At 72.0% G+C, this 23048-nt stretch carries 13 protein-coding genes, 2 tRNA genes and 1 pseudogene; 7 read left to right on the top strand and 9 right to left on the bottom strand.

Annotated elements, in window-relative coordinates; all coding sequences use genetic code 11:
* Positions 1 to 46: 46 nt before the first annotated feature.
* The 4 genes from ABXS69_RS06550 to ABXS69_RS06565 all read right to left on the bottom strand — a co-directional run bounded on the left by ABXS69_RS06550 (position 47) and on the right by ABXS69_RS06565 (position 2841).
* Positions 47 to 1111 carry a GNAT family N-acetyltransferase gene (locus ABXS69_RS06550; protein WP_366179944.1) on the bottom strand — a complete coding sequence of 355 codons (1065 nt, stop codon included), beginning with the start codon at positions 1109 to 1111 and terminating at the stop codon, positions 47 to 49.
* A gap of 87 nt (positions 1112 to 1198) precedes the next feature.
* Complete coding sequence (locus tag ABXS69_RS06555; RefSeq protein WP_366179945.1) at positions 1199 to 2437, bottom strand: carboxylate--amine ligase; 1239 nt, start codon at positions 2435 to 2437, stop codon at positions 1199 to 1201.
* A gap of 258 nt (positions 2438 to 2695) precedes the next feature.
* Positions 2696 to 2767 (bottom strand) — tRNA-Val (locus tag ABXS69_RS06560).
* 1 nt (position 2768) lies between these two features.
* Positions 2769 to 2841, bottom strand: a tRNA-Gly gene (locus tag ABXS69_RS06565).
* Between the two features lie 165 nt (positions 2842 to 3006).
* On the opposite strand from ABXS69_RS06565, the gene glgX reads away from it, so the two are divergent.
* The 5 genes from glgX (at position 3007) to ABXS69_RS06590 (ending at position 12387) form a co-directional block, all read left to right on the top strand.
* The gene (glgX, locus tag ABXS69_RS06570; RefSeq protein ID WP_366179946.1) at positions 3007 to 5349 is read left to right on the top strand and encodes a glycogen debranching protein GlgX; all 2343 of its coding nucleotides are present in this window, start codon (positions 3007 to 3009) and stop codon (positions 5347 to 5349) included.
* Between the two features lie 65 nt (positions 5350 to 5414).
* Entirely contained in the window at positions 5415 to 8126 is a 2712-nt protein-coding gene (treY, locus tag ABXS69_RS06575) for a malto-oligosyltrehalose synthase (RefSeq protein ID WP_366179947.1), read from the top strand.
* A complete protein-coding gene (treZ, locus tag ABXS69_RS06580; RefSeq protein ID WP_366179948.1) occupies positions 8123 to 9934 on the top strand; it encodes a malto-oligosyltrehalose trehalohydrolase in 1812 nt (603 codons plus the stop codon). Before treY ends, treZ begins: the two co-directional genes overlap by 4 nt.
* Positions 9935 to 10495: 561 nt before the next feature.
* The gene (locus tag ABXS69_RS06585) at positions 10496 to 11101 is read left to right on the top strand and encodes a DUF3000 domain-containing protein (protein WP_366179949.1); all 606 of its coding nucleotides are present in this window, start codon (positions 10496 to 10498) and stop codon (positions 11099 to 11101) included.
* Positions 11102 to 11145: 44 nt separating this feature from the next.
* A complete protein-coding gene (locus ABXS69_RS06590; protein ID WP_366179950.1) occupies positions 11146 to 12387 on the top strand; it encodes an HRDC domain-containing protein in 1242 nt (413 codons plus the stop codon).
* A gap of 99 nt (positions 12388 to 12486) precedes the next feature.
* Here the strand turns inward: ABXS69_RS06590 and pflA are convergent, their stop codons facing one another.
* The 4 genes and pseudogenes from pflA to dxs form a co-directional block, all read right to left on the bottom strand.
* A complete protein-coding gene (gene pflA / locus ABXS69_RS06595; protein ID WP_366179951.1) occupies positions 12487 to 13365 on the bottom strand; it encodes a pyruvate formate-lyase-activating protein in 879 nt (292 codons plus the stop codon).
* A gap of 21 nt (positions 13366 to 13386) precedes the next feature.
* Entirely contained in the window at positions 13387 to 13632 is a 246-nt protein-coding gene (gene grcA2 / locus ABXS69_RS06600) for an autonomous glycyl radical cofactor GrcA2 (protein ID WP_080463415.1), read from the bottom strand.
* Between the two features lie 67 nt (positions 13633 to 13699).
* Positions 13700 to 15818 (bottom strand): annotated as a pseudogene (locus ABXS69_RS06605) (pyruvate formate lyase family protein).
* A 401-nt stretch (positions 15819 to 16219) separates the two neighbouring features.
* Positions 16220 to 18268, bottom strand: coding sequence for a 1-deoxy-D-xylulose-5-phosphate synthase (gene dxs, locus ABXS69_RS06610; RefSeq protein ID WP_366179952.1), 2049 nt, complete (start codon positions 18266 to 18268; stop codon positions 16220 to 16222).
* A gap of 245 nt (positions 18269 to 18513) precedes the next feature.
* Between dxs and ABXS69_RS06615 the strand changes: the two genes are divergently transcribed.
* Both ABXS69_RS06615 and ABXS69_RS06620 read left to right on the top strand, forming a co-directional pair.
* Positions 18514 to 20526: a prolyl oligopeptidase family serine peptidase gene (locus ABXS69_RS06615; protein WP_366179953.1), complete on the top strand. Its 2013-nt coding sequence runs from the start codon at positions 18514 to 18516 to the stop codon at positions 20524 to 20526.
* A gap of 62 nt (positions 20527 to 20588) precedes the next feature.
* The gene (locus ABXS69_RS06620) at positions 20589 to 22460 is read left to right on the top strand and encodes a chloride channel protein (protein ID WP_366181557.1); all 1872 of its coding nucleotides are present in this window, start codon (positions 20589 to 20591) and stop codon (positions 22458 to 22460) included.
* A gap of 20 nt (positions 22461 to 22480) precedes the next feature.
* Here ABXS69_RS06620 and ABXS69_RS06625 read toward each other — a convergent pair whose 3' ends face one another.
* Positions 22481 to 22999, bottom strand: a complete 519-nt coding sequence (locus ABXS69_RS06625; protein WP_366179954.1) for a hypothetical protein — start codon at positions 22997 to 22999, stop codon at positions 22481 to 22483.
* Positions 23000 to 23048: the final 49 nt, after the last annotated feature.

A 23048-nucleotide genomic window follows, 5' to 3' on the forward strand; every position in this document is an offset into this window, starting at 1 on the left:
GCACAGTCGGCCCGGGCCTCGGCGCCCCAACGCCTTTCAGCGCCCCTCAATGCCGCCCGAGGCGATCGCGCAGGGCCCTGTAGGCGCCCTTGCCGGTCTTGGCGGCCCGCAGCGCGGCGTACACGGCCTGGTTGACGGGCACGTCCCAGGCGCCATCGACCTCGGTGGGATGCTTGGCGTAGCGCTTCTTGTACATGCCGACCTGGTAGAGCTCGGGCACGCGGGGCGAGTCGGCGCCCATGAGGTCCAGGCCGCGGTAGCCCTCCTCGGCCAGGGTCCGCGCGGCCCACCAGTCGAGGGCCTCGGCGCCGCGGAAGCCGCGGGACTCGGTGGAGGATGCCCCGTAGTAGGCGGTGGCGTCCTTGCCGGAGGTGGTGATGAGGTCCCAGCAGTGCGGGACGCCGTCGCGGCGCAGCACGAAGAGCCGGGCGTGCTCGGGACCGAGCGAGGTGAGCATGGACCAGTAGACGTCGGCGGGGTGGGGGCGGAAGCCATCGCGGCGGGCGGTCTCGGCGAGGACCTCGTAGACGGCGGCGAACTCGCCCCGCTCCAGGCCCGTCTCGTCGCTGATGGCGCACCCGGCCTCCTCGGCCACGCGCTGGGCGCGCTTGACGGCCCGGCGCCCGTCCTTGGGCATGGCGGCCGCGATGGCGTCGGGCGTGCGCGGCGTGAGGTCGATGACGAAGGTGCGGTCGTAGGTGATGGTGTTGAGCAGCTCGTGGAGGTCCGGAGCGCTGTAGCGGGCGTGCATGCGCAGGAAGGGGATCGCGCGGTCGCGGCGGCGGATCTCGGCGCGCAGGAGCTCGCGCAGGTGGGCCTCTCGCTCGGGGGACTGCTCCTTGAGCCAGGTGGGGCCGTGCTTGGCCCACAGGAAGGGGCGGCCGCCGATGGTGTCGGCGTAGATGGCGATGGCGGCCACGGGCTTGCCGTCCTCGCCGACGTAGAGGTAGCGGCCCCACAGGGCGTGGCCCTGGGAGGCCTCGAAGCGCTCCCAGGCCTCGGTCTGCTCGATGCCCACCGGCGTGTTGCCGATGGCCAGGCGCATCTCGCGCCCATCGACCCTCCTGAGGGTCTCGGGGCGCGCGGTGGCGGAGTGATCGTTACTGGTCATCGTCGTTCTCCTCGCGCGGGGTTGACAGGGATCCGGGTGGGGCCCGCGGCGCTCGGCAACCACTGGGCGGGTGCCGGGCGGCACGCGTCAGTAGGACAGGTCGGTGGGCTTGGGGTAGTAGCGCTTGAACTTGCGGTAGTGGTTGAGGCGCTGGGCCTCGACGAGCGCGGCACGCACCAGGGAGCGGTCCGCGCGGTCGCGCAGGGGGTCCGCGCCGGGGGCGAGCGAGCGGACGCGGGCGGCCAGGGCGTCGTCGCGGATGTAGCGCAGCAGGAGCCGCGTGGGCACCAGGGAGTAGAGGATCTCCGTGGTGACCTCCTTGCGGGGCAGGGGCGCGCCGTCGATGAGGTCGGCGAGCATGGGGACCATGGGATTGGCGCCGGCGGCCGTCATGTAGAAGGAGTTTCGGCCGATGCGCGGGTTGATCTCGAAGAAGACGGGCTCGCCGGTGGCGGGGTCGATCTTGACGTCGAAGTTGGCGAAGCCCCGGTACCCGGCTGCGGTGAGGATGCGCTCCGCGCCGGCCCACAGCTCGGGGAAGGCCTCGGTGATCATGGCCACGGGGTTGCCGATCATCGTGGGGGCGTGGTCCTCCAGGAGGACGCGGGCCGAGCCGATGAGCCTCATGGCGCCGTCGGAGCCGACGTAGGCCGTGATGGAGCGCATGGCGGTGTTGTCCCCCGCGATGAGCTCCTGGACGACGAAGGTGGAGCGGAAGCCGGCCTCGCGCAGGCTGGCCCACAGGGAGTCGAGCTCGGCGGCGCTGCCCATGAACCAGATCTTGCGCTTGCCCGGGAACTCGACGGCGTCGTAGGCGGCGCCCACGGCTGCCTTGGCCACGAGGGGGAACGGGATGTCGATGGCGGGGGCGGCCCAGTCGGGGCTGTCGGCGTCCGCGAAGTCGACGACGACCTGCCTGGGGCTGCGCACTCCGGCCTCGTCGCAGATACGGCCGAAGGCGCCCTTGTCGGAGACGCGGTCAATGACGTCCACGTCCGGGAAGGGCACGGCGTAGACCGGCTCGAGGTCGCCCCGCAGGGAGGCGAGGATGGTCGCCATGGCGTCGGTGTTCGCCATGACCACGGCGCTGCGGGGCCCGCGCCCGGCGGCCAGCCCGGTCAGGGCGTCGCGGATCTCGTCCCGGGTGGCGTGGGCGGGCAGGGGCGCGGTGTCGATGTAGGTGGAGCGGCGAATGGCGTCGATGGGCGCGTTGGCCAGCACGGTGACCCTCTGGCCCGTGGCCTCGTGCAGCTGGCGGGCGATGGCGTAGACGCCGATGTCGCCGCCGATGACGACGGGCAGGATCCGCTCGTGCCGTGCGGTCATCCGTGGTCCTCCTGGGGATCGTGGTGGGCGGCGCCGGTAGGCGCGGGCGGCGTCGGTGGTTCAGGGCTGGCGGGGCGGGCGCCGTGCCCCCACTGGGGCCAGCCTAGCCGCACCCGAGCCGTATGAGCACGTGAGGGCGACGAGGGAGGCGGCGCGCGGGGCGGCGGGCAGTGGCGCCAGGCCGCGACCAGGAGCACTGGTCGGAGACGCGCAGGGCCCGGAGGCTGACGACGCCATCCGGGCCTAGAAGGGACGCGGTGGGCGATACTGGGTTCGAACCAGTGACCTCTTCCGTGTCAGGGAAGCGCGCTACCGCTGCGCCAATCGCCCGAGCGGATGACGGGACTCGAACCCGCGACCCTCACCTTGGCAAGGTGATGCTCTACCAACTGAGCCACATCCGCGTTGCTCGCACCGCATCGCGGCGCGGCAGAAACGTAGCAGGGCGCGCGCAGCCTTGCCAAATCCGCCCCGCCCGCCGGCCCATGACCTCCGTCACGCCGCCTCGTGCGCGTCATCAAGCCGCGAGGTCCCGCTCATGGGCGGCCCGCCATGGCAAGGTATCGCATATGGACACCAGCACGGGCACCCCCCTACCGACTCGCGCGCCACTGCCGACGGCGACCGAGCCGCCGCCCCCCGAGGCTGCTGAGCCCGCGACGGGTCCCGCGCCCGGGATTCCCGCCGAGCCCGCGGAGTCCGCCGCCCCCCTTGACGGGCCCGCCGACGCGCCGGTCGTCTGGCCGGGGAGGCCCGCCCCCCTGGGCGCCACCTTCGACGGCTCCGGCACCAACTTCGCGCTGTTCTCCTCCGTCGCCTCCGGCGTCGACCTGTGCCTCTTCGACGACGCCGGGACCGAGACCCGCGTGCCCCTGACCGAGGTGGACGCCGGCGTCTGGCACGGCTACCTGCCCTCGGTCCGCCCCGGACAGGTCTACGGCTACCGCGTCCACGGCCCCTACGATCCCGGCTCGGGCCACCGATGCGACCCCTCCAAGCTCCTCCTGGACCCCTACGCCAAGGCGATCTCCGGCCAGGTGTCCCCCTCCCCCAGCCTGTACTCCTACAACTTCGACGCTCCCGAGACCCGCAACGAGTCCGACTCCGCCCCCGTGACGATGCGCTCGATCGTCATCTCCCCCTTCTTCGACTGGGGCCACGACCGCCCGCCGGCCCACCCCTACCACGAGACGATCATCTACGAGGCCCACGTCAAGGGCATGACCAAGCTGCACCCGGAGATCCCCGCCGAGCTGCGCGGCACCTACGCGGGCCTGGCGCAGCGCCCCGTCATCGACCACCTCAAGGCGCTGGGCATCACGGCGATCGAGCTCATGCCCGTCCACCAGTTCGTCAATGACACGCACCTGCAGGAGAAGGGCCTGTCGAACTACTGGGGCTACAACACCATCGGCTTCTTCGCCCCGCACAACGCCTACGCCGCCCACGGCGAGGACGGCCAGCAGGTCCAGGAGTTCAAATCCATGGTCAAGGCCTTCCACGAGGCCGATATCGAGGTGATCCTCGACGTCGTGTACAACCACACGGCCGAGGGCAATCACTTGGGCCCCACCCTGTCCTTCAAGGGCATCGACAACGCCGCCTACTACCGGCTCGTCGACGGCTCCCAGGAGCACTACTTCGATACCACGGGCACCGGCAACTCCCTGCTCATGCGCTCCCCGGCGGTCCTGCAGATGATCATGGACTCGCTGCGCTACTGGGTCACCGAGATGCACGTCGACGGCTTCCGCTTCGACCTGGCCTCCACTCTCGCCCGCCAGTTCCACGAGGTCGACAAGCTCAGCGCGTTCTTCGACATCATCCACCAGGACCCCGTGCTCTCCCAGGTCAAGCTCATCGCCGAGCCCTGGGACGTGGGCGACGGCGGCTACAACGTCGGCGGCTTCCCCGCCCTGTGGAGCGAGTGGAACGGCCGCTACCGGGACACGGTCAGGGACTTCTGGCGGGGCGAGCCCTCCACCCTGGGCAACTTCGCCTCGCGGATCACCGGATCCTCCGACCTCTACCAGAACTCCGGCCGCACGCCGGTGGCCAGCGTCAACTTCGTCACCGCGCACGACGGCTTCACCCTGCGCGACCTCGTGTCCTACAACGACAAGCACAATGAGGCCAACGGGGAGGGCGGCGCCGACGGCGACAACGCCAACCGCTCGTGGAACTGCGGCGCGGAGGGCCCTACGGACGACCCGGCCGTCCTGGAGCTGCGCAGCCGCCAGGCCCGCAACTTCCTGGCCACCATCCTCTTCAGCCAGGGCGTGCCCATGATCTGCCACGGCGACGAGATGGGCCGCACCCAGAACGGCAACAACAACGCCTACTGCCAGGACAACGAGCTGACCTGGGTCCACTGGGACCTCGACGGCGAGGCCCGGGATCTCCTCCGATTCACCTCGGACGTGATCCGCCTGCGCCAGGAGCACCCGGTGCTGCGCCGCCGTCGTTTCTTCTCCGGGGCGGCGGGCCACGGCGGCGAGTCGGACATGGGCGAGATCGAGTGGCTCGGCCCCTCCGGGGCGCGCATGACCGACGAGGACTGGGCCACCTGGTACGCCCGCGCCATGGCCGTCTTCCTCAACGGCGACGCCATCGCCGAGCCCGACGAGCGCGGCCAGCGGATCGTCGACGACTCCATCCTCATCCTCATCAACGCCGCCGGGGAGGACATCACCTTCACCATCCCCGACGCCGACCACGCGCCGGCCTGGAGGATCGCCCTCGACACGGTTCCCGCCACGGACGAGGTCCACCCCGGGGAGCTGCGGGCCGGCCAGCAGGTCGTCGTCCAGGCGCACTCGATCCTCGCCCTCGTCTCCGACAAGCGGGCGGACCAGGGACCGGAGCGCCAGGATCGGGGAGGCTTCGCCCGCACGGGCCTGAGGCGTTCCTGATACGGTCCGGGCGAACGCCCTGACCAACCCATGACGCAGTCCTGACCCTCAGGAGGACCGAGAGCATGACCGATCACCGCACCTCGACCGCCTCCCCCGACCACGCCGACCCGCGTCGGCCCCCCGCGGGCACCGCGCCGACCGGTGGCGCGCCCTCCCCCGCGCCGGCCGCGCCGCAGACCGGTTACGCCCCCTGGTCCGGCCACCTGCCGGGCGAGGGGCGGCGCGCCCCCGTGAGCACCTACCGCCTCCAGCTGGGCGCGGACCTGGACTTCGACGCCGCCCGGGCCCTCCTGCCCTACCTGGTCGACCTCGGCGTCACCGACCTCTACCTCTCGCCCATCCTCCAGGCCGCGCCCGGCTCCACCCACGGCTACGACGTCGTCGACCACACCCGCGTCTCCGAGCCCATGGGGGGCCGCGAGGGACTGGAGCGCCTGGCCGGCGCCGCCCACAAGGCGGGCCTGGGCGTCATCGTCGACATCGTCCCCAACCACATGGCCGTTCCCACTCCCTGCTGGTCCAACCTGCCCCTGTGGTCGGTCCTGCGCGACGGCCCCGAGTCCCCCTACGCGCACTGGTTCGACGTGTCGGTCGATGAGCCGATCCTCATGCCGATCCTGGGGGCGCGCATCGGCCGCGTCCTGGCCGACGACGAGCTGCGCCTGGAGCGGATCGTCGTGCCCACCGAGCCCGAGCGGGGCGAGCAGTGGGTGCTGCGCTACTTCGACCACGTCTTCCCGATCGCCGAGGGAACCGAGTCCCTGCCCATGGCCGTGCTCGTCGAGCAGCAGTTCTACCGCCTGGCCTACTGGAAGGTCGGCGACGAGGAGACGAACTACCGCCGTTTCTTCGACGTTGGCACCCTCGCGGCCATCCGCGTGGAGGACCCGGCCGTCTTCGAGGGCTCCCACGCGCTCATCACCGAGCTCATCGGGAACGGCACGATCGACGCGCTGCGCGTGGACCACCCCGATGGCCTGGCCGACCCGGGCGGCTACCTCGCGCGCCTGAGCGAGGCCACCGGCCAGGCGTGGATCGCCGCGGAGAAGATCCTGGCACCCGATGAGTCCCTTCCCCACTCATGGCCGGTCGCCGGGACAACGGGCTACGACGCCGCCTGGCGCATCGACCAGCTGCAGGTCGACGCCGCGGGATCGGCGCGCCTGGGCATGCTCATGCACGAGCTCACCGGTGAGGCCCCGATCGACTACCCGCGCGTCGTCGAGACCGCCAAGCGGGAGGTCATCGGCGGCTCGCTGGCCGCGGAGGTCTATCGGCTCGCAGGCATCCTCGAGCGCCTCACCTCCCTGGACGTGCGCCTGCGCGACCACACCCTGCGCGACCTGCACGCCTGCCTCGTCGAGCTGCTCGTGGCCGCGGACCGCTACCGCGCCTACATCGTCCCCGGCCACCCGGCCGACCCCGAGCAGGCCGCCGTCCTGCGCGCCTCCGCCGAGCGCGCCCGTGAGCGCCTGGAGGAGGACCAGGACGAGACCCTCGATCTCGTCGTCGCGCTCCTGCTCGGCGAGCCCGTGGGCAGCGAGGGCATGTCCGACTCCCCCCTGCGGGCCGAGGCGATCGTCCGCTTCCAGCAGGTCTGCGGGGCGGTGACCGCCAAGGGCGTCGAGGACACCGCCTTCTACCGATGGGCGCACCTGACCAGCCTGACCGAGGTCGGCGGGAGCCCCTCCGGCTTCGCCCTGGACCCCGATGAGGCCCATGCCTGGGCCGAGCGAACCCAGGCCACCTGGCCCGCCACCATGGTCACCTCCACCACCCACGACACCAAGCGCGGGGAGGACGTGCGCGCGCGCCTCGATGTGCTGGCCTCCTACGCCGATGAGTGGACCGACCTCGTCCACCGGCTCCGCCTCCTCACCGCGGAGGCGCGGCCCATGGACCTCGATGGGCGCAGCGAGCTCCTCCTGTGGCAGGCGCTGTGGGGCACCTGGGCCCCCGGAGGCGCCGACCCGATGACCCCCGAGCGGCTGACGGCCTATCTCATCAAGGCCTCCCGTGAGCAGAAGACCTGGACCACGTGGACCAGTCCGGACACCGCCCGCGAGGAGGCTCTGACCGGCTACGCCGCCCACCTGCTCACCGATCCCGCCGTCGCCGAGCAGATCGAGGCCTTCGCCTCGCTCACCGCCCGGGAGACCCGCGCGATCGTCCTGGCGAACAAGGCCCTCTCCCTGACCTGGCTCGGCGTGGCCGATGTCTACCAGGGCTCGGAGATCACCCGCACCAGCCTCGTCGACCCGGACAACCGCCGACCGGTGGACTACCACAGCGGGGCCGGCCTCAAGCGGATGCTCTCCCACCTGGACTCCGGCGCTCCCGCGCGCGGCCTGGACGAGGAGAAGCTCGCGCTGACCGCCGCCCTGCTGCGCCTACGCCGGGACCGCCCCGAGACCTTCGTCGGATCGCGCTCCGGCTACCGGGCGGTCCCCGTGACCACTTCGCACGCCTTCGCCTTCGCCCGCACGCTCGACGGCGAGGAGGACGTCATCGTCGTCGTGCGGCGTCTGGGCAGGCGCCTGGCGTCCCTCGGGGGCTGGCGCGAGCACTCCATCGTCCTGCCCGAGGGGACCTGGCGGTCGGTGACCACCGACGCCGAGACCGGCGGGGGCGCGCTCTCCCTGGCCGATCTCATGGGCGACGCGCCCGTCGTCGTCCTGGCGCGCCAGGCCTCCCCCGCGGCCGCGGATGAGGGGGGATCCGGTGATCCGGCCGAGGGGGCGCGGGCCCACGAGCAGGGGGAGGCCCGGCCATGACCGGCGCGGGGACCCCCGGTGCGGGCGCGCGCCGCCCCTGGGAGAGCCCCGCCCTGCCCGTCGGCGAGCGGGTCCCCGTGTGGGCGCCCGGCGCCAGCCGCGTGGAGCTGAGCCTTCCCGCCACCGGGGAGGCCCTGCCCATGGACCGCGTCGGCGGCGGCTGGTGGATGAGCCCCCGCGCGCTCGCGCCTGGGACGGACTACGCCTTCCGTGTCGATGGCTCCCCCGACCGCCCCGATCCGCGCAGCGCCCGCCAGCCCTATGGCGTCCACGGCCCCTCCCGCTACGTGGACCCCTCGGCCTGGGCCGGGGCGTGGACCGATGACGGATGGGCGGGCAGGGACGCGCGCGGCGCGGTCATCTACGAGCTGCACGTGGGGACGTTCAGCCCCGACGGGACGCTCGACGCGGCCGCGGAGCGCCTGGAGCACCTGGCCCGCCTCGGGGTGGACATGGTCGAGCTCATGCCGCTGGCGCCGTCGCCGGGCGCCTCGGGCTGGGGCTACGACGGCGTGAGCCTGTGGGCTGTCCACGAGCCCTACGGCGGTCCTGAGGGCCTGGCGCGCTTCGTCGACGCGGCGCACCGCGAGGGGATCGCCGTGTGCCTCGACGTCGTCTACAACCACCTCGGCCCCTCGGGGAACTACCTGGGCGCCTTCGGCCCCTACTTCACGGCCGCGCACCACACGCCCTGGGGCGAGGCGGTCAATTTCGACCAGGCCGGCAGCGAGCAGGTGCGCGCCTACGTCATCGACGCCGCCCTGCGCTGGCTGAGAGACTTCCACGTCGACGCCCTGCGCCTCGACGCGATCCACGCCATCGTCGACGACTCCCCCCGCCACGTGCTCGCCGAGCTCTCCGACGCCGTGGCAGCCCTGTCCGATGAGCTCGGCCGACCGCTGGGGCTCATCGCGGAGTCCGATCTCAACGACGTCGGCGTCATCACGCCCGTCGATGAGGAGCCGCCGGCGCGCGCTCCCTCACTGGGCATGACCGCTCAGTGGGCCGACGACGTCCACCACGCCCTGCACTCCCGCCTGACCGGCGAGTCCCAGGGCTACTACGTCGACTTCGCCGCCGCGGGGGCCTGGCTCAAGGCGTACTCCCGCGCCTTCCTCCACGACGGGTCCTGGTCGACCTTCCGGAGGCGCCGGTGGGGCGCACCGGTCCCAGAGGGCACGGACCCCCGGCGCTTCGTCGTCTTCTCCTCCAACCATGACCAGGTGGGGAATAGGGCCCTCGGGGACCGGCCGGCCGCTTCCCTGGGTGACGACGCGCTGGCGGCGCAGGCCGCCCTCGTGCTGCTCAGCCCCTACACCCCGATGCTGTTCATGGGCGAGGAATGGGGCACGCGGCGGCCCTTCCAATTCTTCACCGATCACGATGATCCCGCCCTGGCGGCGGGCGTGAGCCAGGGGCGCGAGCGGGAGTTCGCCGGCTTCGGGTGGCCGGCGGAGGACATCCCGGACCCGCAGGCGCCATCCACGGTGGCCTCCTCCCGCCTGGACTGGGACGAGCCCACCGCGCCGGGCCACTCCCGGATGCTCCAGTGGTTCACGCGCCTGATCGCGCTGCGCCGCGAGCTGGGATGGTCGCAGCGCCGGCGATGGCCCGAGATCGAGGACGCCGACGGCGTCATCACGGTGGCCTACGACGACGTGATCGTCGTGGCCAACCTGTCTGGTCAGGAGCGCCCGGCGCCGGATCACGGTGGGGCCCTCGCCTCGTGGGAGCCAGTGAAGGCGGGCGCCGGCTCGCCCCGCCGGGGCGCCCTCGCGGCGGGCCAGACGCTCATCGCCCGGCGTTGATCGTCGCGCGCCCCGCCCGCGGCATGGCGCTTCCACGATCGCTCGTATTCCACGAAATCATGGATCAGGGCCGAGGACCATGAGTGGAGGGATTCCCCTGAGAGCCCAGGATAGGCCTCCCGTGAATGAGCATCCCCCGTCAGGCCCGTGGAACCGCGGCAGAGGGGGGCGCCCCCTTGCCCCCGCGGACCCCAGCAAGGCGCCTCGCCAACATCCTGGCCCAGGATCAACCACCCCGGATCCATGGGAGATACCGTCTCAACCCCCAAATACCGTCTCAGCCCGGCGTTGCGCCCTCAAACTGCGAGAATGAGGGCGCAACGCCGGGACGAGACGGTTTCTTCGGGGCGAGACGGTATCTCGGGGATGAGGACGCGCCACGGCGATGGCGCCTGACGATCCCGCTGAGACCGACGCGCGCCCACCACTGCGCGCCGGGCCTCCACGCCCCTGGGCCGGAAGCGCCGCGATCCTCCCGCTCACGAGCCTGACGCGCCCCCGGCTGCGGCTCCTCGCGGCGTGGCAGCGCCGGCTCGGCCTAGGCGCCGGTAGCCTGGGCCCGTGAACGACACGAACGGCCCTGTCTCATCCCCGGAGGCGGCCGCCCATATCCCTGAGCGATTCGAAGAGGTGCTCTTGTCGATGAGGGGGGCCGATCGGCCCCGCGGCCTCGTCCTTGAAGAGGTCCCCGCTCCCCGTCGACTCGCCCCCTATGCCGCCGCCCTGTCCGCTGAGACGGAGGAGACCGACTCCGGCACGCCCGTGGCGTCGGGCCGCTTCATCGTCCTGCACGATCCCGTGGGGCAGGCCGCCTGGGATGGCGACCTGCGAGTCGTCGTCATGGTGCGGTCCCGTATCGACGACGAGGTGAGCTCCGACCCGCTCCTGGGCCATGCCGCCTGGACGTGGTTGTCCGAGGCGCTCGATGAGGCCGGCGCGGGCCACCGCGCCCTCGTGGGCACCGTCACCAGGGTCGTCTCCGAGACCTTCGGCGGCCTGGATCTGACCGACTCCTGCGCGCACGCGGAGATCCGCGCCTCCTGGTCGCCCTCGACCACCGATCTCGCCCCGCACCTGGCCGCCTGGTACCAAGCGCTCCACGCGGCGGCGGGTCATGAGCCCGAGATGGCCTTCCCCGTGCTTGCCCTCGCGGGATGGGCCAGGTGAGGCGGGCCGTACCGGTCAGCCGATTCGGAACGACCGACGAGCCGGTGCCCGCCGACGAGATCGTCCCCTACCGGCGGCCGGCCGAAGGACTCCCCCCTCTGACGGACTCCCCCGCGGCGCTGGCGCGGGCGGCCTCCGCGATCGAGGATGGCACCGGCCCCGTCGCCGTCGACGCCGAGCGGGCATCGGGCTTCCGCTACGGCCAGGACGCCTACCTCATCCAGCTCCGGCGCGCCGGCGCTGGAACCATCCTGGTCGATCCGGTCTCGGCCGGGCCCCTCGACGCCCTCGCCGCGGCGCTGGACGGGCCCGAGTGGATCCTGCACGCCGCCGACCAGGACCTCCCCTGCCTGGCCGATGTCGGCATGACCCCCCGGGAGGTCTTCGACACCGAGCTCGCGGCCCGTCTGCTCGGCCGCGAGCACGTGGGCCTCGGCGCGGTCATCGAGGAGACACTCGGCCTGCGACTGGCCAAGGACCACGCGGCCGCCGACTGGTCCACCCGCCCCCTGCCGGAGTCCTGGCTGGTCTACGCCGCTCTCGACGTCGAGCTCCTCTCCGAGCTGAGGGACGCCCTGGCCTCAGAGCTCGCCGATGCGGGGAAGCTTGAGTGGGCCATGCAGGAGTTCGAGGCGGTGCGCACTCGGGGCCCGAGAGCCCCGAAGGTCGATCGCTGGCGCAAGATGCCGCGCGCGGGCACCGCCGTGCGCTCCCAGCGCTCGCTGGCGGTGCTGCGGGAGGTGTGGACCGCCCGAGAGGATCTCGCCGTCAAGCTCGACCGGACGCCGTCGAGGATCCTTCCTCACCGCGCCGTCGTGTCCGCGGCGATCGCCTGCCCGACCTCCCGCCGCAAGCTCTTCGCCCTCAAGGACTTCTCCTCGCGCCAGGCGCGCCAGCATTCCGAGGTGTGGTGGCGGGCGGTGGAGCGGGGCCTGAGCCTTCCCGACGACGAACTCCCGCCGCTGCGCGCCCCGCTCGCGCCCGGCGAGCTGCCGCAACCCCGGTCCTGGGCGCGCCGCCACCCCGAGGCCGCGCAGCTCCTGGAGATCGTCCGCTCCTGCGTGCGGACGCATGGCGAGAGGATCCGCGTGCCCCAAGAGCTGCTCCTCGCCCCCGAGTCTCAGCGCCGGCTCGCCTGGGACCTCGGTCATGAGATGGCCCGGGGCGAGCGCCCCGCGACCGACCCGGACGCGGTCTCGGCCCGACTGGAGGACCTCGACGCCAGGCCCTGGCAGGTCGAGCAATGCGCCGATCCCCTGTCCCGAGCGCTGCGCCGGGCCGTCTAGCGCTCCTCTCGCCCCAGCGGCCCGGCCGCCCGCTTGAGTCATCCTCGGGCGCGTGTGAGCACCGGGGCGGGCCGCCCGGCGCCGATGGGCATGCGATCCTCAGTGCACCGTGAATCCGTGAGAGCGGAAGATCGCGCGGGTGGACTCCACGAGCTCGGGCTCAGGGGGCCGCGTGTCGCGCAGCTTGTAGTCCAGCCCCAGGGCGTCCCATTTGTCGGTGCCCATCTGGTGGAACGGCAGCACCTCGACGCGGCTGACCACGGAGCCCCAGCGGTCGATGATCCGCGCGACGCTCTCCGCGTTCCCCGGATCATCCGTCAGACCGGGAACGAGGACGAACCTCGCCCAGATCTCAATGCCCTTGGTAGCCAGGCGGTCGCCGAACTCGATGGTCGGTGCGAGCTCCCGGCCGGTGACCCGCTTGTAGGTCGCCTCGTCCCCACTCTTGACGTCCAGGAGCACGAGGTCGACGTTGTCGAGCATCTCGTCGGTGGCGTTGCGGCCGAGGTAGCCGGAGGTGTCGATGCAGGTGTGGATCCCCATCGCCTTGGCGCCGGCCAGGAGCCGCGCCGCGAAGGCGGGCTGCATGAGCACCTCTCCGCCGGAGAGGGTGATGCCGCCGCCCGAGGCCCTGAAGACATTCCTGTAGCGCTTCATACGCCGCAAGAGCTCGTCGGCATCGACCGGCTCGCCGTCCTTCATGAGGAAGGTGTCGGGATTGTGGCAGTAGAGGCAGCGCAGCGGACAGCCGTTGAGGAAGACCGTCATCCGTGTGCCGGGGCCATCCACCGCTGTGACGAGCTCCCAGGAGTGGATGGAGCCCAGGGTTCCCTCGCGCATGCGAGCCAGCCGCTCCGTGCGCTGAATGTCGGTGAGCTCCTCGAGCCCACCGATGCCCGCCCCGCGCAGACGGGCGGCCGGGGCCAGGAAGTCCTGGTCCCGGCCGCCCGTCTGCGCGGGGGTCATGGTCTCAGTCATCTGAGCCCTGCCCCGGCCGGATCAGGCGCCGGCGTGGAAGGTCCGGTTGAGGACGTCCAGCTGCTGCTCGCGCGTCAGCTTGACGAAGTTGACGGCGTAGCCGGAGACACGAACCGTGAGGTTCGGGTAGTTCTCCGGGTGCTCCATCGCGTCCTCAAGGGTGTTGCGGTCCAGGACGTTGATGTTGGCGTGGTAGAGGCCCTTGACGCCGCCGTTGCCCTGGCGCTGCGCCTTCATGGACTCGAGGCGCTCTTCGTAGGTGGGCATGTCTGCCCCTTTCTGTGTGGTGAGTTGTGTTCTGAGCCGTGATGGTCCAGGGGATCGCGCGGAGCGATCAGACCTCGGCGCAGTCGTCCGGGACGAAGCCGGCGTCGAGGATGCCCACGAGGTTGGAGACGCGCTCGTCGAGGGTGCGGCCCAGGCCCTGCGGGGTGATGGTGTTGGTCAGCGAGATGCCGTCGAGGGCGTCGTTGTAGTCGAGCTTGCCGACGGAGAGCATGGAGGCGACCATGCCGTGCGTGTCCATGCCGTTCTCCGGGTTCGCGCCCGGGGAGAAGGGGGTGCCCTTCTTGTGGCCGGACGGGAAGGAGCCGGTGGCCTTGCCGTAGACGACGTTCGAGGTGATCGTCAGCACGGACTGGGTCGGGATCGCGTCGCGGTACATGGGCTGCGCCTTGATCTTGGACATGATCGTGTGGACCACGGTGGCGGCGATGTCGTCGGCGCGGTCGTCGTCGTTGCCGTAGATCGGGAAGTCGCCCTCGGTGACGTAGTCGACGACGAGGCCGGTCTCATCGCGCACCGGGGTGACCTTGGCGTACTTGATCGCGCTCAGGGAGTCGGCGACGATCGACAGCCCGGCGATGCCGCAGCCCATGGTGCGCACGATGTCGGAGTCGTGCAGCGCCATCTCGATGGCCTCGTAGGCGTAGCGGTCGTGGCACATGTGGATGATGTTGAGCGCCTCCACATAGGTGGCGACGACCCAGTCGAGCATCTTCTCGTACTTGTCCCAGACCTCGTCGAAGTCCAGGGGGCCGTCGCCCTCGATGCCGGGCAGGCCGGTGACGACCTGCTTGCCGGTCATCTCGTCGCGACCGCCGTTGATGGCGTACAGGAGCGCCTTGGCGGAGTTGACGCGGGCGCCGAAGAACTGCATCTGCTTGCCCACGCGCATCGGGGACACGCAGCAGGCGATGGCGGCGTCGTCACCCCAGTGCTCGCGGATCTGCTCATCGGCCTCGTACTGGATGGAGGAGGTCGTGATGGAGATGTAGGCGCAGAAGTCCTTGTAGCCCTTGGGGAAGCTTCTCGTCCCAGAAGATGGTGATGTTGGGCTCCGGGGCGGGGCCGAGGTTCACCAGGGTCTGGAGGAGGCGGAAAGAGGTCTTGGTGACCATGTGGCGGTTGTCGTCGGAGAAGCCGGCGTCGGACCAGGTCGCCCAGTAGGGGTCGCCGGAGAAGATCTGGTCGTAGTCGGTGGTCCGCAGGAAGCGCGTGATGCGCAGCTTCATGACGATGTTGTCGATGAGCTCCTGGGCGCGGGTCTCATCGATGACGCCGGCCTTGAGGTCGCGCTCGAAGTAGCAGTCGAGGAAGGCGGACAGGCGGCCGATGCTCATGGCGGCGCCGTCCTGGGACTTCACCGAGGCGAGGTAGGCGAAGTACGTCCACTGGACGGCCTCGTGGGCGCTCTTGGCCGGGCCGGAGATGTCGAAGCCGTAGTCGGCCGCCATCTTCTTGAGCTTCTTGAGGGCCTTGATCTGCTCGGAGTGCTCCTCGCGGTAGCGGGCCCAGTGCTCAGAGAAGGGCTGGTCGGCGACCTTGTCCTTGGCGATCTCCTTGAGCTCGATGAGGCGGTCGACGCCGTAGAGGGCCACGCGACGGTAGTCGCCGATGATACGGCCGCGGCCGTAGGCGTCGGGCAGGCCGGTGATGATGTGGCTGGAGCGCGCGGCGCGGATGCGCGGGGTGTAGACGTCGAAGACCGCGTCGTTGTGGGTCTTGCGGTAGCGGGTGAAGATCTTGGCGACCTCCGGGTCGACCTCCTTGCCGGCCTCCTTGATGGCCTGGGCCACCATCCTCCAGCCCCCGTTGGGCATCATGGCGCGCTTGAGCGGGGAGTCGGTCTGGAGGCCGACGATGACGTCGTCATCCTCGGAGATGTAGCCGGGGACGAAGGCGTCGATGTCCGAGGGGGTGTGGGTGTCGACGTCGAGGATGCGGACCTTGCGCTCCTCCTTGAGGTACTTCTCCTCCAGGGTGTTCCACAGGCGAAGGGTCTTGTCCGTGGCGCCGGCGAGGAATGAGGAGTCGCCATCGTAGGGGGTGTAGTTGCGCTGGATGAAGTCGCGGACGTCGATGTCCTCGGTCCACGGGCCGGTGGTGAATCCCTCCCACGCGTCGGCCCGGGTCCCATCCGCGGTGGTGGATGAAGTGACCTCAGTTGTCATCCGTGTCCTCCTGTGTGTGGGCGGTGATCCCGCCCGGCTATGTCGTCGCCCTCGTGAGGCGTGGCGGTACATCGTTGCGCCGTCGGCCCAAGCCTAGGCCCTTCGGCCCCGGCGCGACCAAGACGATCGGGGCCGCGTCGGTGCGATGACTCACACGGCGTTCTAGACCACCGCGATTTAGGCCCTTAGTCCCACGCTGGCGCGGGGTCGACCCTCGCCGTCAGACATCGGATTGCCCGCGGTCTTCACCCGTCCCCACAGGCGCGGATAGTGCGGGCACATGAGTTCAATAGGACGCCCGTCCCATGGGCCGAGACCTCCTGAGCAGGGCGGCCGCGGGCCCGGCCCCGCCCCTCGCGGAGGGCCGGCGGCGGGGAGCCCGCCAGGGGGTGCCCCGCCGGTCAGAGCCGCGCGCGGACCGCTTCGGCAATGCCCTCGGCGGTCATGGAGAACTCCTCCAGGAGGGTCGCCCGGTCGCAGGTCCGCACGAACCGCCTCGGCACCCCGATCCGCGTGGTCGGGGGCGGCGCCGCGCCCCGGGAGCCGCCCCCGCCCCTAGTGGCCAGGACGTCGAGAGCGTCATCCATCGCATCGCGCAGCTGCGAGCCGATACCGCCGTCGACCAGCCCGTCCTCGACCACCACGACGCGACCGGCCGCCAGGGCGAGCTCGGTCAGGGCCCTCGGCACGGGGATCACCCACCGAGGAGAGGCGACGATCACGTCACGGCCCTCCGCGGCCAGGGCGCGGCCAGCGGCCAGCGCGGCCGGCGCCATGGCGCCCACGCCGACGATGAGGGCCGGGGCGCCGGGCGCCCGGCCCGCCCCCTCACCGGTGACCTGCCCGCCATCGTCTCCCGCCCGGTGCTCCAGGAGCAGATCGACCTGTCCGAAGGCGCCTTCATCGCCCTCGAGCGTCCGCGCCGCGGGCAGCGGGGCGGGCAGCGCCCCCTTGGGGTACCTCACGACCGTCGGGCCGTCGTCGACGCCCACCGCCTCGCGCACGCAGGAGCGCAGGGAGTCCTCGTCGCGGGGCGCGGCCAGGCGCAGCCCGGGCACGTGGCCCAGCAGCGCCATGTCCCACATGCCGTTGTGGCTCGCGCCGTCGTTGCCCGTCAGGCCCGCCCGGTCGAGCATGATCGTCACCCCCGCCCGGTGCAGGCCGACGTCCATGAGCACCTGGTCGAAGGCCCGGTTGAGGAAGGTCGCGTACAGCGCCACCACGGGGTGCAGCCCGGCGAAGGCCATGCCGGCGCTGGCGGTGAGCGCGTGCTGCTCGGCGATGCCCACGTCCACGACCCGATCGGGCATGGCATCGGCCAGCGGCTGAAGGCCGACCGGCTGCTGCATGGCCGCGGTGATCCCCACGATCCTCTTGTCGCGGCGGGCCAGCGCCAGGATCTCCTCGGCGAAGACGGCCGTCCAGCCGAAGGCGGAGGGCACGACGGGCAGGCCGGTCTCGGAGTGGATGCGGCCCACGGCGTGGAAGCGATCGGCCACGTCCTCCTCGGCGGGGGTGTAGCCGCGGCCCTTCTCGGTGATGACGTGGACGATGACGGGCTCGGAGTACTCCCTGGCCCGTGTCAGCGCGAACTCCAGGGTGGTGATGTCATGGCCGTCCACCGGGCCGGTGTACTTGATCCCCAGGTCCTCGAAGAACGCCGAGGGGACGAGGACGTCCTTGATGCCGGCCTTGAGGCCGTGGAGGGCGTCGAAGGCGGCGCGGCCCGGGGCCCCCTGCGCCAGCAGCCCGCGCTTGATCCCGGACAGCATGCGCTCGTAGCCGGGGTTGGTCCGCAGGGCGTCGAGGTGGTGGGCGAGCCCGCCGATGGTCGGGGCGTAGGAGCGGCCGTTGTCGTTGACGACGATGACGAGGTGCTTGTCCCCCGAGTCCGCGATGTTGTCGAGAGCCTCCCAGGCCATCCCGCCCGTCATCGCCCCGTCGCCGATGATGGCGACGACGTGCCGGTCCTCGTGGCCCCGGAGCCCGTTGGCCCGGGCGATGCCGTCCGCCCACGACAACGCGGTGGAGGCGTGGGAGTTCTCCACGACGTCATGGGCGGACTCCCCACGGTCCGGGTAGCCCGACAGCCCTCCGCGCGAGCGCAGCGCCGAGAAGTCCTGGCGCCCCGTGAGCAGCTTGTGGACATAGGCCTGGTGCCCGGTGTCGAAGATGAGGGAGTCGGCCGGGGAGCGGAAGGTTCGGTGCAGGGCGATCGTCAGCTCGACGACGCCGAGGTTGGGACCAAGGTGCCCGCCCGTCCGGGAGACGCTGGCGACGAGGTAGGCGCGTATCTGGGCGGCTAGCTGCACGAGCTGGTCGGAGGTCAGCCTGCGAAGGTCCTCGGGGCCGCGGATCGAGGCGAGCAGCGGGGCCGGCGCGGGGTCCTCGCCGGCGCCCGCCCGGCGCGCCTGATCGCGCTGGGACGACGGAGGTGTCGGAGGTGTCATCGCCAAGGACCTCCAGGAACTCGACGGCGGATGGTTGGTGATGGTCAGCATGGCCGCTGGTGGGCGAGCCCCCGCGGCGGTGTGGCAAGCATAGGCGCCGTCGACGCGGCCGCGCGCCATCGCGCGCGGTGCTGACGAGCACGTAGTCTTAGCCAGGGACCGGCGCGGGCCCCGCTCCCCCAGGGCCCCGCACCGCGCCCGGAGCGCGCCCGCACGCCGACCATCGCCGCCCTCGAGGAGGAAGCATGACCACGATCGCGCCCTATGGCAGCTGGCCCTCGCCCATTTCGCCCGGAACGATCACCAGCCGCACGATCAACCTCTCGCAGGTGCGCGTCGATGGCCCCGACACCTACTGGGTGGAGCGGCGCGCCACCGACTCCGGTCGCCAGGTGCTGCTGCGCCGCGACGGCGCGGGCCGCATCGGGGAGGTCCTGCCCCTGACCCCCGGCGACGAGCTGGTCGACGCGCGCACCCGGGTGCACGAGTACGGCGGGCGGGCCTACGCCGTCGACTCCGGGATCATCGTGGTCTCCCACGCGGGCGACGGACGCCTCTACCGCTTCGACGTCGCACACAGGCTGCGCGGCCTGGTCCCCCTGACGATCTACGGCGACGTGCGCCACGGGGACCTGGAGATCGACACCGAGCGCGGCCTCGTCTACGCCGTGCGCGAGGACCACCGCGGCGAGGGCAGGGCCGTCAACACGCTGGTCGCCATCCCTCTGGACGGCTCGGCCGCGCGCGACGACGCCCCGGTGCGCACGATCGTGGAGGGCACCGACTTCGTCTCCTCCCCCACGCTCTCCCCCGACGGGCGCCACCTCGCCTGGCTGACCTGGGACCACCCGTGGATGCCCTGGGACAACGCCGCCCTGCACGTGGGTGACCTGCTGCCCGACGGGACCCTGGGCGAGCAGGCGCTGATCAGCGGCGGAGACGGGCACGGCGCCGCCGAGCCGCGCTGGACGGAGGAGTGCGAGCTCATCCACGTCTCGGACGCCTCGGGGTTCTGGAACCTCTACCGCACGGAGGGCTTCCCCCGGCGCGGCACCGCGGAGACCGGCTGGAGCGAGCGGCTGCGGACCCGGCCGCTGCACCCCACGGACGCGACCTTCACCCAGCCGGCCTGGCAGCTCGGGCCCCACTCCTTCGACGTCCTCGACGGCGAGCGCCTCATCGCCTCGTGGACGAGGGACTCGGTGTGGCGCCTGGGCACCATCAAGCTGGCCAACGGCGAGCTCGAGGAGTGGGCGACCGGCTGGCAGCCCCTGGGCAACGTGGCCGCCAGCGACGGGCGGGTCGTCATGCTGGCGGGCAATGAGCGCGAGCTGCCGGGGATCGTCGAGATCTCCGGCGGCGAGGTGACCGTGCTACGGGGCTCAGGCGATTTCGGGCCCGCCGATCGCGGCGTGTCCTTCCCGGAGACGCTCTCCTGGCAGTCCTCCGACGGCGTCACCGCGCACGGCTTCTTCTACCCCCCGGCCTCGGTGGACCACGCGGGCCCCGAGGACGCGCTGCCCCCGCTCATCGTCCAGGTGCACGGTGGCCCGTCCGCCATGTCCCGCTCGGTCTACGACCTCAAGGTGCAGTACTGGACGTCCCGCGGCTTCGCCTACCTGGAGGTCAACTACCGCGGCTCGACCGGCTACGGGCGCGCCTTCCGCCGGAGCCTCAACGGCGCCTGGGGCGTGGGCGAGGTCGAGGACGTCATCGCCGGCGCCCGCCACCTCATCGAGGCGGGCCGGGTCGATGGATCCAGGGTCGCGGTGCGCGGCTCGTCGGCCGGCGGGTTCACCGTTCTCTCGGCGATCACCCGCTCCGACGTGTTCTCCGCGGCGACCTCGCTCTACGGCGTCGCCGATCTGCGGAGGCTCATCCAGGAGACCCACAAGTTCGAGTCGCACTACGTCCAGGAGCTCATCGGCGCGGACTCCGCCGAAGACCCCCTGCTGGCCGAGCGCTCCCCCATCAACCACGTGGAGGCCATCCACGCCCCCCTCCTGCTGCTCCAGGGCTCGAACGACCCCATCGTCCCGGCCGATCAGGCCACCTCCATGTTCGAGGCGGCGCGGGCCAAGGGCCTGCCGGTCGCCCTCGAGGTCTTCCAGGGCGAGGGCCACGGCTTCAGCCTCGGCGCGAACATCCGCAAGGCCCTGACCGACGAGCTGTCCTTCTACAGCCAGGTGTGGGGCATCGCCCGGGACGACGAGGCCACGCCCATCGCGGTGGAGAACCTCGCGCCCCGCGGGGAGTGACGCCGCCCGCGCCCGGGCGCGCCGGCACCGCCGCCCGCGCCCGGAGGGCCGCCCTGCGCCTCATGCGCTACCACCGCTCGGGGCTCTTCGCCCTGGCGGTCCTCGTCGGACTCGTCTCAGGCGGCGGCGCGGTCCTGTTCCGCATCGGCATCGACTCCTGGACCCGCCTGCTCACGGGGGCGGACGACTACACCGAGGCCCTGGGCCCCTCCCAGGGGGTCCTCTCCTTCGCCGGACAGTGGTTCGTCCTCCTCGCGCCAGTGATCTCCGGAGCGCTCGTGGGCCCGCTCATGACGGCCCTCGGGCGCACGACGACGGGCCACGGCGTCGGAGGCGTCATCTGGTCGGCGCGGCGCGGCGACGGCACCGTGGCCCCCGTGCCGGCCCTCGCCTCGACAGGAGCGGCCATCCTGACGATCGGGGGCGGCGGGGCGGTGGGCCCTGAGGGGCCGATCGCCGAGCTCGGCGCATCGGCGGGCAGCGTCGTCGGACGCGCGCTCGGCCTGCCGGTGAGGTCGGCGCGGATGCTCACGGCGGCGGGGACGGCGGCGGGGATAGCCTCGGCGTTCAACGCGCCCCTGGCCGGCGCCTTCTTCGCCATGGAGGTCATCCTCGTGGACTTCACGGTGGACGCCTTCGCCTTCGTCGTGCTGGCCTCGGTGTCCTCCTCCGTCCTGTCCCACCACCTCCTGGGAACCACCCTGTCCCTGTCCCTGCCCTCGCTGTCCCTCGACGGCGATGCCCAGCTCGGCTGGGTAGCGCTCCTGGGCGTGCTGGGCGGCCTGGTGGGGATCGCCTTCTCCCGCTGCCGCTTCCTCGCCGCCGACGGGTGCCGCGAGCTCCTCGACGCGACGCGCCTGCCTCAGTGGGCGCGCCCGGCCGTCGGCGGCCTCGCCCTCGGGGCGCTGCTCCTGGCCGTGCCCGAGATGTACGGGGAGTCCTCCGCCGTCCTGGGCCGCGCCCTGGCCAACGAGTACACGACCACGGCGCTCCTCGCCCTCACCGCGGCGAAGATCGCCGCCACCTCGCTCACGATGGGCGTGGGCTTCGTGGGGGGCGTGTTCGCGCCCTCGCTCCTCATCGGCGGGACCCTCGGCGCCTGGCTCGGCTCTCTCGTGGCCCCCACCCCCACCGGCGTCGCCGTGTTCGGCGTGGTCGGGATGGGGGCGGTCTTCACCGGCTCGGCCCGGGCGCCGATGACAGCCGTCATCCTCATCATCGAGATGACCGGCCAGTACGGCCTGCTCACCCCGCTCATGCTCGCCGTCGCGCTGGCGACGGTCACCAGCAGGTTCCTGACCCGCACCACGATCTACACCGAGGAGCTGCGGCGCCGCGGCGAGGACATCGACGACCCCGTCGGCGCGACCGTCGTCGGACGGGCGACCGCCCGCGACCTCATGCATGAGCCGCCCGCGGTGCTCACGGCCTCGACCTCCCTGGCCCGCGCCGCCAGGATCGTGCGGGCCTCGGGGAGCACGAGCCTGCCGGTCGTGGCCGATGCGAGCGCCTCGGGCGAGGCGCGGGGGCGGGCAGACGGCTCGGGTGGTGATGACGGCGATCCAGGCGCCATCGTCGGCCGTCGGCTCCTGCTCGGCTGCGTGAGCGCCGTGGCGCTGGCCCAGGCGGCCCTGGAGGAGCGCCAGGGCCAGGCTCCCCGGACGGTCGGCGATCTCCCGCTCGATCAGGAGGTGATCGACGCCTCCAGTGGCACGACGGCGGTCCTCAAGGAGCTCGTCGACTCCAGGGCCTCCGGCCTCCCGGTGGTGGAGGCGGGAGCCGCCCGGGGCGAGCGGGCGCTACTGGGCTGGGTGGATCAGGATGAGATGGTGAGGCGCCTCTACCGCCACCAGCACGCCGCCCTCGAGGCCTCTCAGTCGCGGACCTCGCTGGGATCGCGCGCCCAGGCGTGGTGGGCGGACCGGCATCGGTGAGCCGTCAAGAACACCCGCGGCTACTCCCGCGCCCCGCCGCTGGCGCGGTCCTTGCAGGACCTGTCGGAGCGGGCCGAGGCCAGATCGGTGATCATCTCGGCGTGGACGACGATGCGGCGGGGGTCGCTCATCCACATCCAGATCGCCGCCATGATCGGCAGGACGAGGGGGAGGTATCCGTGCCCGCGCCCCCCGTGGGCGAGGAAGGAGGCCTCGAGCTCGGGCGCGGTGCCGGTGATGGTCAGCAGTCCCAGCAGCATCGCGCCGGTGAGCAGTCCGCCCAGGCAGACCCACCCGATCACCCGTAGGCGGCGGCCGTTGTGGGCCATGCACACCGCGAGCATGAGGTAGAGGGCTCCGGCGACGGCGTCGATCGCGTCCAGGACGGGCGCCTCATCGGGGCGCCGGATGAGGGAGACGACGGCGGGGCAGAGCACCACCAGGCCGAAGACCGCCGTGACGCCCACGAGAATACGGCTCAGGCCTCGCGCGGGCCGACGACGGTCCTCCGTCGATCGGACCTCGGGGCGATCGTCCATGCTGCTCCTTCTCGCTCGTCGGCGCCGGGCCCGCGGCGCGCTCGCGCCG

The sequence above is a fragment of the Actinomyces timonensis genome (genome assembly GCF_040702965.1).
Taxonomy (GTDB): Bacteria; Actinomycetota; Actinomycetes; order Actinomycetales; family Actinomycetaceae; genus Actinomyces; species Actinomyces timonensis_A.

Bases quoted from the DNA above. Each gene is read 5' to 3' on its own strand.
- ABXS69_RS06555 (WP_366179945.1), bottom strand. From the start codon at position 2,437: ATGACCGCACGGCACGAGCGGATCCTGCCCGTCGTCATCGGCGGCGAC.
- dxs (WP_366179952.1), bottom strand. From the start codon at position 18,268: ATGACACCTCCGACACCTCCGTCGTCCCAGCGCGATCAGGCGCGCCGG.
- treY (WP_366179947.1), top strand. From the start codon at position 5,415: ATGACCGATCACCGCACCTCGACCGCCTCCCCCGACCACGCCGACCCG.
- treZ (WP_366179948.1), top strand. From the start codon at position 8,123: ATGACCGGCGCGGGGACCCCCGGTGCGGGCGCGCGCCGCCCCTGGGAG.
- ABXS69_RS06625 (WP_366179954.1), bottom strand. From the start codon at position 22,999: ATGGACGATCGCCCCGAGGTCCGATCGACGGAGGACCGTCGTCGGCCC.
- glgX (WP_366179946.1), top strand. From the start codon at position 3,007: ATGGACACCAGCACGGGCACCCCCCTACCGACTCGCGCGCCACTGCCG.
- ABXS69_RS06550 (WP_366179944.1), bottom strand. From the start codon at position 1,111: ATGACCAGTAACGATCACTCCGCCACCGCGCGCCCCGAGACCCTCAGG.
- ABXS69_RS06615 (WP_366179953.1), top strand. From the start codon at position 18,514: ATGACCACGATCGCGCCCTATGGCAGCTGGCCCTCGCCCATTTCGCCC.
- grcA2 (WP_080463415.1), bottom strand. From the start codon at position 13,632: ATGCCCACCTACGAAGAGCGCCTCGAGTCCATGAAGGCGCAGCGCCAG.
- ABXS69_RS06620 (WP_366181557.1), top strand. From the start codon at position 20,589: ATGCGCTACCACCGCTCGGGGCTCTTCGCCCTGGCGGTCCTCGTCGGA.
- pflA (WP_366179951.1), bottom strand. From the start codon at position 13,365: ATGACTGAGACCATGACCCCCGCGCAGACGGGCGGCCGGGACCAGGAC.